We start from the raw sequence: 14,623 nt of genomic DNA, 5'->3' as shown, positions 1-14,623 counted from the left end.
GCTGCAGCAAAAGGGACATTGGACAAAATGTCCAATGCCGTGTCAGGCCGGCATGAGACACAAGGCGACTTGAGACTAGACTTGCGAACGCTATCAGATAGCGTCAGGATGCCAAGCGAGGAACGACATTTGGCTAGCGGTGCGAACATCATGGCGCCTGCGTCATCGACATTGGAGAGAGACGCGCGGCGGGTGCACGCTCAACCCCACGGCGTGGTCAATCCGGGCGAGATCGCGATCGGGGTCGTCATTGGACGGACGTCCGAGTTCTTCGATTTCTTCGTCTATGCAATTGCCTCTGTTATCGTCTTTCCACGACTGGTGTTTCCATTCGTCGATCCTTTGACAGGGACGATCTACTCCTTCGCCATATTCGCATTGGCTTTCGTCGCTCGCCCGATCGGCACCGCGATATTCACCGCCATTGACCGCGCATATGGAAAAAGCGCGAAAATGACGATCGCGCTGTTCCTTCTTGGCTGCTCGACCGTCGCGATAGCCTTTCTGCCGAGCTACGACCGGGTCGGTATTGCCGTTGTCTGGGTACTTGCGATATTGCGAATCGGCCAGGGCCTCGCCTTGGGTGGCGCCTGGGATGGCCTTGCCTCGCTTCTGGCCATGAACGCGCCCGAGGAGCGGCGTGGTTGGTATGCCATGCTTCCCCAACTTGGCGCTCCGCTCGGCCTGATCGTAGCGAGTGTCCTGTTCGCCTTCTTCGTCGGCAATTTGTCGGCGGAAGATTTCTACAGCTGGGGCTGGCGTTACCCCTTCTTCGTCGCCTTTGCGATCAATGTGGTCGCCCTTTTCGCGCGCCTGCGTATTGTCGTGACCCCGGAATATACGGAACTGTTCGAGAGCCGTGCTCTTGAGCCATCGCCTGTCGGCGAGACACTGCGCAAGCAGGGGCACATTGTGGCGAGTGGTAGCTTTGCGCCGCTTGCCAGCTTCGCGCTGTTTCACATGGTCACGGTCTTTCCGCTGTCGTGGATCTATCTGTTCACAAAAGAAAATCCCACGCGCTTCCTGATCATTGAGGCGGTCGCCGCGATGTTCGGGATCGTGGCGATCCTCGCCTCGGGAATTGTCGCGGACCGTGTCGGCCGTCGTTCCCTCCTGATGGGTTCGGCGATTGCGATCGCGGCATTTAGCGGCTTCGCACCGCAATTGCTCGACGCCGGCGCGGTTGGCGAGACGGTCTTCATGATCCTCGGCTTCATTCTGCTCGGCCTGTCGTTTGGTCAGTCCTCCGGCTCGCTGGCTTCGAATTTCGCGACGGCCTACCGCTACACCGGCTCGGCACTCACCTCCGATTTTGCTTGGTTGTTCGGCGCTGGATTTGCTCCGCTCGTGGCGCTGCTGCTGTCCGCCAATTTCGGGCTCCTGTCAGCCGGCGCCTATCTGCTGTCGGGCGCGATCTGCACAATCCTGGCCATCCGGTTGAACTGGCAGTCCGAGGCACATGAGTAAGGCGCTGGCTGAGAGCTTCTATCAGCCGATACCTACTCCTCTCGAAAGAACGACATGCGGGCCCTGAAGGGCCCGTTTTTTTTTGGCTGTCGATTACCCCCGCATCGGGCGCGACCTAGCTTCGGATCGAAGCATCGCCGATTTCGCGGAGCTTTACGTTTCACATTCGCTAGGGAAGCCTATACCTCGCGTGGTGTCCTTTTCGCGTGTGCGAAACCTTCCTGTGCACGGCTTGCTGCAGCGCGTCTTGACAAGGTGAGCCTTTGGCGGCTTGTTTCCAAAACGTTTTGGATTCCGTCACGCATCATGGGGACGATGGGTGGAGGGAACGCATGACCTCGCTGCGCAAGCTCGCATCGCATCTCGGCCTGTCGATAACGACCGTCTCACGGGCGCTCGATGGCTATTCCGACGTCGCGGCTGCGACGCGCGAGCGTGTCGAGCGTGCCGCCAAGGAGATGGGTTATCGGCCCAATCCTGCCGCGCGTCGGCTGCGGCGCGGTGTCGGCGAGACGGTTGCTTTCGTCCTGCCTACCGACCCTGGGCATTTCCACGAGCCCGTCTTTAGTGAGCTTCTCGTGACGGTCGGTGAAGAACTCGCGCGCCATGAACACGACCTGATGCTGCTCGCAGCCCGGCCCGGAAAGGACGAAATGGCGGTCTACCGGCGCCTGGTCGAGGGCCGGCGGGCGGACGCCTTCATCCTCGTGCGCACACGCCATCAGGATGAGCGCGTCGCATATCTCACCGAGAGGGGCGTACCGTTCGTGTGCCACGGGCGCACGGACACCACGGAAGCTTATGCCTTCATCGACGGTGATGGCGAGGAGGGCTTCAACAGCCTGACCAAGCGCCTCATCACGCGCGGCCACCGCCGCATAGCCTTTCTGTCCGCGCCGGCGCATCTCACCTTTGCGGGCCTGCGCCTCGCCGGTTGGCGTGGCGCCATCCAGGCGGCCGGTCTATCCGCGGATATGTCGGAAGAGGCGGAGCCAACCGAGGAGGGCGGCTTCGCGCTGGCGCATCGATTTTTCGAAAGGGATGATCGCCCTACGGCGCTCGTCTGCTCGACAGACCGGATGGCGATTGGCGCCATTCGTGCTGCAGCGGATCGTGGGTTGGCGGTCGGTTCCGATATCGCAATCACCGGCCATGACAATATTCCGGCCGCCTCTTACTGCCAGCCATCCCTGACCACCATGGAACTGCCGACACGGCTGATTGGTGCGCGGCTTGCCCACATGGTTCTGGCCAGGCTTGGCGGAACCGATGTCCGCGATCTCACTGAGATCCACCGTCTCGTTCAGATGCCGCGTAGTTCCTCGGGCGAGGGAGGCGACTGATGGGACTATCGGTGCAGCAATGCCTCAGCCGGCAGCCGTGATGAAGACCAAGAGGAGGAACCCATGACTTTCATTAGAACCACCTTCGGGCTGACCACTTGTAAGTCTGCCAGTTTGGTTGGCGCGGCGCTGGTGACAGGCGCGCTGCTGGCTCATGCAGCTCCAGCCAGCGCTCAACAGCAGGACATCCTTTTCCTGTCGACGCAGCTTCGGCCTATCGAGGAAGCGCAGAAAGTGCGCAGCGTCATTCTCAAGGACTTTCCCGGGAAAGTGACGTATCTTGTTGAGGAACCTCCGGCTTTTGACGTCCGCATGAAGGCCGAAGGGCAGGCCGGCAAGCGCACGATCAGTGTCGCCGGCGCGCTGCATGGGGAGTTGCAACCGCTGGTCGTGTCGGGTGACCTCACCCCGATCGACGATATCGCGACGAAACTTGCCGACCGCGGCATCCCGGCGAATCTCATGGAGCTTGGGAAGCTCGGTACGGCTAACCAGATGTATATCCCGTGGATGCAGGCCACCTACATCATGGTAGCCAACAAGAAGGCCCTGCCGTATCTGCCGGCAGGGGCCGACATCAACGCGCTGACCTATGACCAGCTTGAGGCATGGGGCAAGGCGCTCACGGAGAAGACGGGCAAGCGCCTGATCGGCTTTCCGGCGGGCCCGAAGGGGCTGATGCCGCGCTTTTACCAGGGCTATCTCTACCCCTCCTTCACGGGCGGCGTGGTCACCCCCTTCCAGTCGGCGGAAGCGGAAGCGATGTGGGCGAAATTCAAGGGGCTCTGGCAGTTCGTCAATCCGAACTCCACAAGCTATGACTTCATGCAGGAGCCGCTGCTCGCCGAGGAGGTGTGGGTCGCGTTCGATCACGTCGCGCGCGTCAAGGACGCGTTGACACAGGCTCCGGAGGAGTTCGTGACTTTTCCCGCGCCGGCCGGTCCGAAGGGTCGTGGCTATATGCCGGTCATTGCTGGCCTTGCCGTGCCGAAGAATGCTCCGAACCCAACGGGTGCCGCCGAACTGATCGCCTTCATCTCCAAGCCGGAAACCCAAGTGAAGACAGCGGTTGAAGTTGGCTTCTTCCCGGTGGTCAAGGCGACGCTGCCTGCCGATCTCTCCCCCGGCATCAAGCTCATCGCGGAAGGCGTCGCCAAGACCCAGAACGCGCCCGATGCCTTACCAGCCCTGCTGCCGGTCGGGCTCGGCGACAAAGGCGGCGAGTTCAACAAGGTCTATTCCGATACCTTCCAGCGCATCGTGCTGCGCGGCGAGGATATCAAGGCGGTGCTGGCCTCGCAGGCCGGGGTTCTCAAGGGCTTGATGGAGGCGACCAAGGCACCTTGTTGGTCTCCGGACGCGCCGAGCCAAGGAGCCTGCCCGGTCAAGTAAGACAAAGGCACGGCGCGGCCGGCCTTCCTGCCGCCGCGCCTGCCGGACGTGGCCGCGAGGCCAATCGCAATCGAGCCTGAGAGATGATGACGCTGCGATCCCGGCTTTTGCCCTATCTGCTGCTCGCCCCGTCCGTCGCATTTCTGGCGGCGCTTTTCCTCGTGCCGCTGGTACAGACCATCTCGCTCTCCTTTATGGAGGAGGGTGCACCATCGCTGGCGAACTACAGCCGGATGGTATCCGACATCAATTTCGGCCCGGCGGTCCGCAACACCTTCCTTCTGGTGCTGACGGTTGTACCGATCCAGATCGTCATGGCGCTTGCCATGGCGATGATGCTGCAGAAACTGCCGCGCGGGCGGGATCTCGTTCTCTGGATCTGGACGATTCCCCTCGGGATCTCCGACCTCGCCGCCGGCCTCGTATGGCTCGCCATCCTGCAGGACCGGGGATATCTCAATAGCGCGCTCTATGGCCTCGGCCTCATCGAAGGACCGACAGCCTGGCTGACCTATGAAACGCCCGTCGCGCTGTTTGTCGGCGTGGTCGTTGCGGAGGTCTGGCGCGCCACCGCCATCGTCCTTGTCATCCTCGTCGCCGGCCTGCAGCTGATCCCGAAGGAATATAAGGAAGCTGCCGAAGTTTTTGGCGCGCGGCCCTGGACGATCTTCAGGCACATTACCTTGCCGTTGCTCAAGCCCAGCCTGCAAACAGCGCTTATCCTCCGCACTGTTTTGGCCTTCGAGGTCTTCGCGGTGGTCTATGCTATCGGCGGCACCAATTTCCCCGTGCTGGTCGGCGAGGCCTACAACTGGCAGCGCAATTACCAGAATACGGGCGTGGCTGCGGCCTATGCCATGCTGATCGTAGTCATATCGCTCGCAGCGACAGTCGTGTTCCTGTGGGCGCTCAGGACTAAGCCGGAGCAGCAGCCATGAACGTGTTGCGCCGCACTGTCTATATCGCTGGAATCGTTGCATTATGTGCCTGGGTGCTCGTGCCGATCTATTTTATCGCACTTGGCGCCTTCGGCGGACGCATCGGCGTGTTCCGCTGGCCAAAATCGATCTGGCCAGGGGACGCATCGCTCGCCGCGATGCAGCTCTTCCTGCAGGTCGAAGGCGTCGGCCAGGCGATGGTCAACAGCATTATCGCCGCGGCGATCACGATGGCGCTGTCGATTGCCCTCGGTGCTCCGGCCGGTTATGCGCTGGCGCGCTTCACCTTTCCCGGCCAGAACGCCTATCGCCTCCTGATCCTGCTGACGCGCGCCTTTCCTCTTGCGATCCTCGCGCTGCCGCTGACCGTGGCCTTCATTCGCATCGGGCTCTATGACACGGCTTTTGGTGTCGCGCTGATCCACACCGCGCTGGCCTTGCCTTTCGCGGCTCTTGTCTCGGCAAGCCTTTTCCAGGCAATTCCCCGCGAACTGGAGGAGGCGGCCTGGGTGTTCGGCTGCACGCGATTTCAGGCTTTCACGAAGGTCGTGCTGCCGCTCGCCCTTCCGGGTATCGCAGCCACCGCGATCTTCGCTTTCGTCATATCGTGGAACGAGGTTTTCGCGGCTTCGGTCCTCACCGTGCGCAACCGCACCTTGACGGCTTATCTCCTCACCGTCCTCGCGGAATCGCCGCTGCACTTCCGCTTCGCCGGCGGTTTCCTTCTCATCGTGCCATCCATCGTCTTCATCTTCGCGGTCAGGAAGTACCTCTTCGCGATGTGGGGCATCGCCAACCGCTGAGACGCCAGGGAACAAGGTTCAGCCATGGCCGATATCAAGATCGACAAGATCGCCAAGACCTTCGGGGCGACCCGCGCGCTCGACGAGATCACGCTCGATATCGCCGACGGCGAGTTCATCGCGCTGCTCGGTCCTTCGGGTTGCGGCAAGACCACGCTGCTGCGCATCATCGCCGGGTTGGAAACACGATCCGCCGGCCGTGTCATCATCGGCGGACGGGATATCAGCGATATACCGACGCGCCTGCGGGGCCTCGCGATGGTGTTCCAGAACTACGCGGTCTTCCCCCACATGACCGTCTATGACAATGTCGCCTTCGGGCTGCGGATGCAGAAGGCTGGAGAGGCGCGCGTCAAGGCTCAGGTGGCACGAGCGGCGGAGCTTCTGCACATCGAACCTTATCTCGATCGCTACCCCGCCAAGCTCTCCGGCGGCCAGCGACAGCGGGTCGCTGTGGCACGCGCCCTCGCGGTAGAGCCGCCCGTGCTGCTCATGGACGAGCCCTTGTCGAACCTTGATGCGCTGCTGCGTCTTGAGATGCGGGCGGAGCTCAAGGCCGTGCTTCGTGAGGCCGGGACCACGACGATCTATGTGACCCATGATCAAACCGAGGCCATGGGGCTCGCCGACCGGATCGCAGTGATGCACGGCGGCCGGATCGTCCAGATCGATAAGCCCTCAGCCGTCTACAGCAGGCCGCGCACCACCTTCGTCGGCGGTTTCGTCGGAAGCCCGCCGATGAACTTCCTCCCGGTCACCGCGACTTCGGGTGCGATCCTCCTCGATGGCTTATCCCTGCACGCGCCGCGGCCGGAAGGAGATCTGCTGGCCGGCATCCGCGCTGAGGACTTCACCTTGAACGAGGCCCAGGAGGGGCTTGTCTTCGAGGTTATGGTCGCGGAGCCGTTGGGTTCGCATACCCTCCTCACGGGAAGGTCGCGTGGACAAATGCTCCGTGTGGTCGCCCCGCCGGATGCTCAGTTCCCATCGGGCACGAGGCTCGGCCTCAAGCCGGATCCCAACCGCATCGTTTGGATGGATGCCGCCTCTGGTGAGGCGCTTGTACAAGAGACAGCAGTATGACCCGTCACGTTGATACCGCAGCCGCGCGCGATGTTCTCATCGCCAATGACCGGGGCGGCTACACCGTCCCGACCTCACGGCTCTACCCGTTCCAATGGAACTGGGACTCGGCCTTCGTCGCCATGGGTTGGGCGACCTTCGATGAGGAACGCGCCTGGCGTGAGCTGGAGCGCCTGGTGGAGGGGCAATGGGCGGACGGGATGGTGCCGCATATCGTCTTTCACGCGCCAAGCGACGACTATTTCCCCGGCCCGGATGTCTGGGGAACGCATCACAGCCCGCCGACATCAGGTATTTCACAGCCGCCGGTGCTGGCGAGCGCCATCAAATTTGTCTTCGATCGCGCCAAGGGGGCAGGCGCCTCAAAGCGCGCTGAGGGGCTGTATCGTGCCGCTTTGGCTTCACACCGCTGGTGGGCCACCGCGCGGGATCCTGAGGGAACGGGGCTCGTCGCTATTCTTCACCCTTGGGAATCTGGAATGGACAATTCCCCGGCTTGGGACGAGGCCTTCGCCCGCGTCCCGCCCGAGCCGACGACCGCAATCCGACGCAGGGATACGGCCCATGTGGGCGCGGCGATGCGGCCTCACGACGATGACTATCGGCGCTATATCTACCTCGTCGACACCTTCCGCGAGGCTGGCTGGGATGCCTCTGCCCTCTGGGAGAGAACACCCTTCAAGGTCGCCGATCTCGCCATCAACGGGATCCTGCAGCGCGCGGAGCAGGATCTGGCGCATCTCGCCGAGCGCGTCGGGAGCGAGGCCGAGAGGACCGAGATCAGCGCCCGTATCGAAAAGCGCTCCAAGGCTTTGAACACGCTCTGGAACGAGGAGAAGGGCCTCTACCAGCCGATGGACTTGATCACCGGCACACGCATCGACGTCTCGACCTCGGCGGGTTTTCTCCCTCTCTTCGCTGGCCTGCCGAGCGCCAACCAGGCCCGGCGCATGGCGGCGGAAATCGTGCGTTGGCGTGGCAAGGTCGCCCATGGGGTGCCGAGCACATCGCCGTTTGACCCGCGCTTCGAGCCGAAGCGTTACTGGCGCGGGCCTGTCTGGGCCGTCGTCAATTACATGATCGCCGAGGGGCTCGCCGCTTATGAACTGACCGAGGAGGCGGATGCGATCCGCGCCGATACGCGCGACCTCATCAGCACCCAGGGCTTCGCGGAATACTTCGATCCGAGGACCGGCGAAGGCTTAGGCGGGGGCAGTTTTTCCTGGACCGCCGCAATCGCGCTCTTGCTGTCGCCCTAGAAAAGAAGGCCGCGGCTCATCTGGTCGCGGTCTCGTAAGCCACCAGCGCGGCGCGCAGGTCTGCCGGAATCGCGCAGGGTTTGCGTAGCTCCATATCCGTGGTGACCGTCACGAAATGGCCGCGTACCGCTTCGCGGCCATCCTTCATCGCATGCAGGGTCAAACGATAGGAGGAGCGGCCCACTTCGGCGACGACTACTGCGACGTCCAGCGCATCACCCATCTCGCTCGGCTGGAAGAAGTCGCACGCCGCATGCGCATAGCCGAGCCCGATCCGGCGGTCACGGATGAAGAGCCGGTACGGCAATTTCAGCGCATCCGCGAACCAGTCCTCGATGACGCCATTGAAGAGATCGAAATAGACCGGGGTGTAGACAATGCCCGCCGGGTCGCAATGGCTGAAGCGAATGGGAATACGCGTATTCCAACAGTTCCGCGGTACTTCGTCAGCTTGTAGAGCTATGGGACGCGGCATTCCGACCTACAGGGTGGTGCGATAGCGCTTCGGTAATGTGCAAGCGAGGTGCAGCAGCAAGCGACCACACCTATAGCCGAGCAAACCGAAAATGATAGTACCCATGAACTGCCGTTCCGGGGCGCGCCGCATCCGCCCGCGCCGCCACGGTTGTCGTGGATCTCAGGCAAGAGGAGGTTGGCCATGAACGCCGCGCCGGCGATCATGACGGACACGGTCGAGGGCAGGTCCATGGCGGCGCACTCCGGTCACGCAGTCCTCAAGCCGGCTTCCCGCATCAAAGGAAGAACCCTGTCCGTAAAGAAGGGCAGCTCATAGGTATAATTGACGAAGGACAACGCGGCACCCTCATAACCCTGTTCAGAGAGGGCCAAGAGCTCGTCCACGATCTTCTCCGGCGTGCCAACGAGCGGATAGCTGCCCGCCCCACCCGCGAAGCGCTTCTGCGCCTGCTCGAAAGCAGCTCTGTCGAGATCATTCGCGAAATGACGGTTCCCTGACATGCGGCTTTCCAGCGCCGACTGATCGGCCATCTCTACCGCATAGTGGTGGTAATAGGTCTCCGCCTCCGCCTGGGTCTCCCGGCAGACCACGTGGCAGACCGTATAAAGGCCGAGATCGCGGCCGGCCGTTGCGGCCCGCTGGCGCACATCAACCGCATGTCTGCCAGCGTCCTCCATGGTCCCGAAGGTGGTGAAAAGGAAATCGCAATGGGCTGCCGCGAAGTCTCGTCCGTGGGGGCTGAAGGCCGCGTTCATGGTAACGGGCCGTGGTGTCTGCAGGGCAGCGGGCCGGCTGACCACGTCCTTGAGCGTGTAGAACTTGCCGTCGAAGTCAAAGGGTTGATCATTGCCATAGCATCGCTCGATCACATGCATCCACTCGGCCGCCTGTGTATATCCATCCTCGTGGAGCGAGATACCGAACATGCCGAACTCGGCCGGGCTCCAACCGCAGACGATGTTGAGACCGGCGCGGCCGGCGGAGATATGATCGACAGTGGCGAGCGCTTTCGCGGCATAGATCGGATGCACGACCGGTACATGCACGGTCATGAATAGCGCGATCTGTTCCGTTGCTGCTGCCAAGCCCGCAGCCCATGTGAACGTTTCGAATGACCATTCCCGAACACGGTTTTGGCCGCCATAGCCTCGCCAACGCGCGATGGGAAGGAAGAATTCTAGTCCCGCACGGTCAGCGATCTGAGCCGCGGTTACGTTATCCGTCCAACGCGCAGGCCAACGCTCCGGCACCGTGGAGATGGCCAAGCCGCCATCGGCATTGGCGGAAAAGACGCCAAGTTTGAAACGGTTGAGACCCTTGAGCGGGTGCTTCTTTAACACGGAAGGGCCTCCCAGCGGATAAAGCCGCTGCAATCAATACGGCGGCTCAAGTCGTTTGACGAGTTATAATTTCAAGTCTAAACTATTCAAATTCGAGGGCGTGTCTATAGCCATGTAACGATCAGTGTCTCGGTACTCGAGGAATTCTCGTCAATTTTCGGCCTCTAGGCGAACGAGCTAAAGAAATGGCAGATGAAATCTTCTCTATAAACGTCGCCAAATAGGTTTAGAGATAGATTGCCAGCATGATAAAGCTATTATGAGTGGCAGTGAGTTACCAAGCGTCGGCGTTTCAAGCCGTTGGTCACATGCAAGGTGGGCTTTGTGAACTGTAATTTATGCAAACGCATCCATCTCGATTTCAGCGGTGGTTCACGCGCAGCTTTTTCATCACGGAGAATTCATGACTGAGAGCGCCGCAGCCGCTTTTATCGCGGATTTGCATGCTGCGCTCGGTCCTGTCGTAATTACGGGTCAAGATATCCCGGCGCAGTTTCACACTGATTGGAGCGGTCTGCCGTCCGTTCGTCCCATAGCCTTGATCCGACCGCGCGAAACCGAGGAAGTAGCGGCGGCGCTCAAGATCGCCGGCCGCCATGGTATAACGATCGTGCCGCAGGGGGGGCTCACAGGGCTTGCCGGCGGTGCGCAACCTGTCCCCGGCGGGGCTGTCATGTCCCTCGACGGCATGAGCGGCATCGAGGAAATCGATCCGGTGATGGCGAGCATGACGGTCAAGGCCGGCACGCCACTCGAGGTTGCTCAGAAGGCTGCGGAACAGGCAGGTCTTTTCCTCGGCCTCGACCTCGGCGCGCGGGGCTCCTGCCAGATCGGCGGCAATCTCGCGACCAATGCCGGTGGCAACCGCGTGATCCGTTACGGGATGGCGCGCGAGCATGTGCTTGGCCTTGAGGTGGTGCTGCCTGACGGCACGGTAGTGACATCGCTCAATAAGCTCATCAAGAACAATGCCGGCTATGATCTCAAGCAGTTATTCATCGGCTCCGAGGGCACACTGGGCATCATCACGCGCGTCGTCCTGCGCCTCCAGGCCAAGCCCCTCACGGTGAACACGATCTTCTGCGGCTGCCGGGATTTTCCGGCGGTTCTCGAACTGCTGAGAGGCGCACGAGCTCGCCTTGGCCCAGCCCTATCCGCCTTCGAGGTCATGTGGCCGAGCTTCTACGACTTCATGACGGGCAAGTTGAGCGAACTGCGCCGTCCCCTCGGCCGCCCCCATGGAATGTATGTTTTGCTCGAACAGAGCGGATTCGATCCGGAATCCGACCGCGGCCGGTTGGAAGCGCTCATGGGGGACATGCTGGAGACGGGGATCGTCGGGGATGCCGTGCTCGCCTCCTCAGAGCGCGAGACGCGCGAACTCTGGGCCGTTCGAGACAGCGTGTCGGAATACAGCAAGCTGATGGGGCCGCTCACCGCCTTTGACGTTGGCCTGCCGGCGAGCCGGATGGCGGAGGTGGTCGCGACGATCGAGGCGCAATATCAGGCGCGTTGGCCGGGCGCGATCCTGCTGGTCTATGGCCATATCGGTGACAGCAACCTCCATCTTGTCGCAAATGTACCGGAAGCTGGCGGTCATCAGCCGCACGATGAGATCACGGATCTTGTCCTGAGCGCCGTGCGCGCTGTCGGTGGCACAGTCTCGGCCGAGCATGGCATCGGACTTCTGAAAAAGAAGTATCTCCATTTCACCCGGTCCGAGGGGGAGCTCGCGCTGATGAAACGGATCAAAGCCGCGATCGACCCAGGCGATATTCTCAACACGGGCAAGGTTCTCACGCTGTAAGCCAATGACCAGCATGATGCCGCGCCTGCGAGGCGCTTTCTGGAGAGGGCCATGGCCAATTCCAATCTGTGCATCCGAGGGGATCATGAGCCCGCTGCTTGATGGTGCTGGAAAAATGGAAGAAAGCAGGACTATCTGATGTTTGTTTTCAATGGGCGCAGCCTGCGCCAGCATCTCACTGGGGGCGGCCAGTTTGGCGCGTTCTGGTTCTCGCTCGGTTCCCCTACGCTTGTCGAACTCGCGACACAAGCTGGCCCCGACGCCATCGTTATTGATGCGCAGCACGGCCTCTGGGACAGGCAGTCCCTTGAGCATGCTGTCGCGGCCACCGGCGGTAAGGTTCCGCTTCTCGTGCGCACTCTGGATGCCACCAAAGGCGCTATTAGCACGGCGCTCGACGCCGGTGCTGTCGGCGTGATCGCCCCTTTGATCGAAACGGCTGAGGAGGCGCTCCGCGTGGTGGAGGCGGCCCGCTTTCCCCCCCACGGCGCGCGCTCCGGCGGCGGCGTCCGGCCGCTTGCCGGTGACTTCGCGGCCTACTATGCACAAGCCAATTCGCATACGCTGGTGGGCGTGATGATCGAGACCGCGGCCGGCGTTGCGAATGCCGAGGCGATTGCCGCGGTAGAAGGGATTGATCTCGTTCTCATCGGCACGGGAGATCTGGCGATTTCGCTCGGTACGTTCCCGGCAGCCGATCAACGCCATGAGGAAGCCTGCAGCACAGTCTTGGCCGCCTGCCGAAAGGCCGGCATTGCCTGCGGAATCTTCACGCCGCATGCCGAAGTCGCCGCCGCGCGCGCCGGGCAAGGCTACAACATGACGGTGGTCGCCAACGACATCGATGTGGTTTCCCGCGGCTTCGCGAGCGCTCAATCAGCCTTTCGGCGCGAGACGAAGCCTGGAGAAGCATGATCGCAAAGATGAAATGGCGCATCGGGTGACGATGGAACGGAGTAGGCGCGTGGCTGTAAACCTCCCGTCTACGGCGTGAAAGGCTGTTATCGAACCGGATTGAACGCTCCGCCTTGCCGGGCGTGCCGAGATGGCAGGCCACGCCGCCCACGCCCCGAAGCTCTCAACGGGTCAGATCTCAATCGAACGCATAAAACCCGTCTGCATCGCAGATGGCGGGGGCAGCTTCGAGAGCCTTGATGTCGGGCAAGGGTCGTGCCGTGCGGCTGTCGCCCGACAGGTGCCGCTCGAGCGCTGCCGCAACGCCGAGTGTGAAGCGATCGCCGCCGCGCGGGCCAATGACCTGAAGGCCGAACGGCATGCCGTTTCCGTCAAGCCCTACGGGCAGGGAGACTGCCGGGTGACCCGGCAGGGTTGCCGCGTAGGCGCAGGCCAACCAATGGTAATAGCTGCGCGTGGGGTTGCCATTGATCTCGCGGGGATAGAGCTCACGCCACGGTCTCGGGCTGATGGTGACACTCGGCGCGAGTATGACGTCGTAGTTCTTGTAGAACGCCTGCCAGCGGCGGTGCATCGCAGTCTGGGCGTTCATCGCAACCGCCACGTCACGCGCGCTGTAGCCGTCACCCTCGGCGATGTTATCCTTGATATTGGGCCCGAGCTGGTCAGGGTACTTGGCGGCCAGCGGGCCGAACATGGCGAGCGCCGCGACCGCGCGCAGCACCGCGAAGATGTCGTCCGCTCCCGTGCAATCCGGCGTCGTATCAGCCGCCTCACGGAAGACGGAGCGAAACAAACCCGTCTTTTGCGAAAGTGTCGCGGCGACCTGATGCTCCGTAGGAGCGAAGCCGAAGTCCGGTGTGATTGCCACACGTAATGTCGTCAGATCGACTTCGGGGAGATCAGCATAATGTGCCGGGTTGCGCAGGGTCTCGCCCGGAACGACGGCCGACAGCGGATCCCGGTTGTCCTCGCCCATCATGACGGACAACAGCATCGCCACATCATTGACGGTCCGGGCCATGGGCCCCAGGGTCGAGATCTGCAGCCAAGCCGCTCCGCGCTTCTCGCTGGGGATGAGCCCCGGGGTGGGACGGAAACCAACGACACCGCAGAAAGCGGCCGGGTTGCGCAGCGAACCGCCCGTGTCCGACCCAGAGGCCAACGGCACCATGCCGCAGGCGAGAGCAACCGCGGAGCCGCCGGAGGAGCCCGCTGCGGAACGCGTGGGATCGAAGGGGTTGCCTGTCGCGCCGAAGACAGGGTTGCGGGTGTTGCCGCCCGCCGCCCATTCCGGAACGTTCGTCTTGCCGATCACGATACCGCCGGCCTGCCGGATGAGCGCGACGAAGCGCTCGTCGGCATCGGGTACGTGGTCCTTGAAAATAGGGCTGCCGAACGTCGTGCGCAGCCCGCCGGTCTCGGACGTGTCCTTGATTCCGATCGGCAGGCCGTGCAGCGGTCCGAGGCGTTCCCCCCGCGTAACGGCGGCCTCTGCCGCGCGCGCTGCCTCGCGTGCGCGCTCGAAATCCCGGGTGACCATGGCGTTGACGGCATGGTCAACAGCTTCGATGCGCGTGATACAACTTTCTAACAGCTCCACGGGGGAAAGTCGTCGTGCACCGATAAGGCGGCGGGCCTCGATCGCCGGGAGATCACAAGGCTGCATGAGCTGTTCCTGCCTTCAGAGTTGCGGCCTGCGAGCCGCATGTTGGTATGCCGATATTGCTCGTCGATCACAGAGTGCCGCGTTGCTGGCGCCGCCTGGGAACCCATGCCTTGACCATGAACAGTGTCG

Annotated in this window: 12 protein-coding genes; 9 read left to right on the top strand and 3 right to left on the bottom strand. The window is 62.3% G+C overall.

The features are described 5' to 3' along the window. Positions 1-150: 150 nt before the first annotated feature. The 7 genes from KIO76_RS28145 to KIO76_RS28115 all read left to right on the top strand — a co-directional run bounded on the left by KIO76_RS28145 (position 151) and on the right by KIO76_RS28115 (position 8,285). Entirely contained in the window at positions 151-1,467 is a 1,317-nt protein-coding gene (locus tag KIO76_RS28145) for an MFS transporter (protein ID WP_213327151.1), read from the top strand. 332 nt (positions 1,468-1,799) lie between these two features. After that, positions 1,800-2,810 (top strand): substrate-binding domain-containing protein, encoded by a 1,011-nt coding sequence (locus tag KIO76_RS28140; RefSeq protein WP_213326864.1) that lies wholly within the window; start codon positions 1,800-1,802, stop codon positions 2,808-2,810. 63 nt (positions 2,811-2,873) lie between these two features. Then, positions 2,874-4,202, top strand: a complete 1,329-nt coding sequence (locus tag KIO76_RS28135; protein ID WP_213326863.1) for an ABC transporter substrate-binding protein — start codon at positions 2,874-2,876, stop codon at positions 4,200-4,202. Positions 4,203-4,288: 86 nt separating this feature from the next. Next, complete coding sequence (locus KIO76_RS28130; protein ID WP_213327150.1) at positions 4,289-5,140, top strand: carbohydrate ABC transporter permease; 852 nt, start codon at positions 4,289-4,291, stop codon at positions 5,138-5,140. Next, the gene (locus KIO76_RS28125; protein WP_213326862.1) at positions 5,137-5,943 is read left to right on the top strand and encodes a carbohydrate ABC transporter permease; all 807 of its coding nucleotides are present in this window, start codon (positions 5,137-5,139) and stop codon (positions 5,941-5,943) included. The genes KIO76_RS28130 and KIO76_RS28125 overlap by 4 nt, the downstream gene beginning before the upstream one ends. Before the next feature lie 24 nt (positions 5,944-5,967). Further along, the gene (locus KIO76_RS28120; protein ID WP_213326861.1) at positions 5,968-7,026 is read left to right on the top strand and encodes an ABC transporter ATP-binding protein; all 1,059 of its coding nucleotides are present in this window, start codon (positions 5,968-5,970) and stop codon (positions 7,024-7,026) included. After that, the gene (locus KIO76_RS28115; protein ID WP_213326860.1) at positions 7,023-8,285 is read left to right on the top strand and encodes an amylo-alpha-1,6-glucosidase; all 1,263 of its coding nucleotides are present in this window, start codon (positions 7,023-7,025) and stop codon (positions 8,283-8,285) included. Before KIO76_RS28120 ends, KIO76_RS28115 begins: the two co-directional genes overlap by 4 nt. A 16-nt stretch (positions 8,286-8,301) precedes the next feature. Here the strand turns inward: KIO76_RS28115 and KIO76_RS28110 are convergent, their stop codons facing one another. Next, positions 8,302-8,760: an acyl-CoA thioesterase gene (locus KIO76_RS28110; protein WP_213326859.1), complete on the bottom strand. Its 459-nt coding sequence runs from the start codon at positions 8,758-8,760 to the stop codon at positions 8,302-8,304. Between the two features lie 248 nt (positions 8,761-9,008). Then, positions 9,009-10,103 carry an LLM class flavin-dependent oxidoreductase gene (locus KIO76_RS28105; protein WP_213326858.1) on the bottom strand — a complete coding sequence of 365 codons (1,095 nt, stop codon included), beginning with the start codon at positions 10,101-10,103 and terminating at the stop codon, positions 9,009-9,011. A gap of 403 nt (positions 10,104-10,506) precedes the next feature. Here KIO76_RS28105 and KIO76_RS28100 point away from each other — a divergent pair, with 403 nt between their 5' ends. Together KIO76_RS28100 and KIO76_RS28095 are read left to right on the top strand one after the other, a co-directional pair. Next, the gene (locus tag KIO76_RS28100; protein WP_213326857.1) at positions 10,507-11,910 is read left to right on the top strand and encodes an FAD-binding oxidoreductase; all 1,404 of its coding nucleotides are present in this window, start codon (positions 10,507-10,509) and stop codon (positions 11,908-11,910) included. A gap of 138 nt (positions 11,911-12,048) precedes the next feature. Then, positions 12,049-12,825, top strand: a complete 777-nt coding sequence (locus KIO76_RS28095; RefSeq protein WP_213326856.1) for an HpcH/HpaI aldolase family protein — start codon at positions 12,049-12,051, stop codon at positions 12,823-12,825. Between the two features lie 178 nt (positions 12,826-13,003). On the opposite strand, the gene KIO76_RS28090 is transcribed toward KIO76_RS28095, so the two are convergent. Next, complete coding sequence (locus KIO76_RS28090; protein WP_213326855.1) at positions 13,004-14,494, bottom strand: amidase; 1,491 nt, start codon at positions 14,492-14,494, stop codon at positions 13,004-13,006. Positions 14,495-14,623: the final 129 nt, after the last annotated feature.

The organism is Chelatococcus sp. YT9 (assembly GCF_018398315.1).
Classification (GTDB): Bacteria; Pseudomonadota; Alphaproteobacteria; order Rhizobiales; family Beijerinckiaceae; genus Chelatococcus.
Note: the sequence above shows the minus strand (reverse complement) of the source record. Positions and strands in the feature narration are given on the sequence as shown.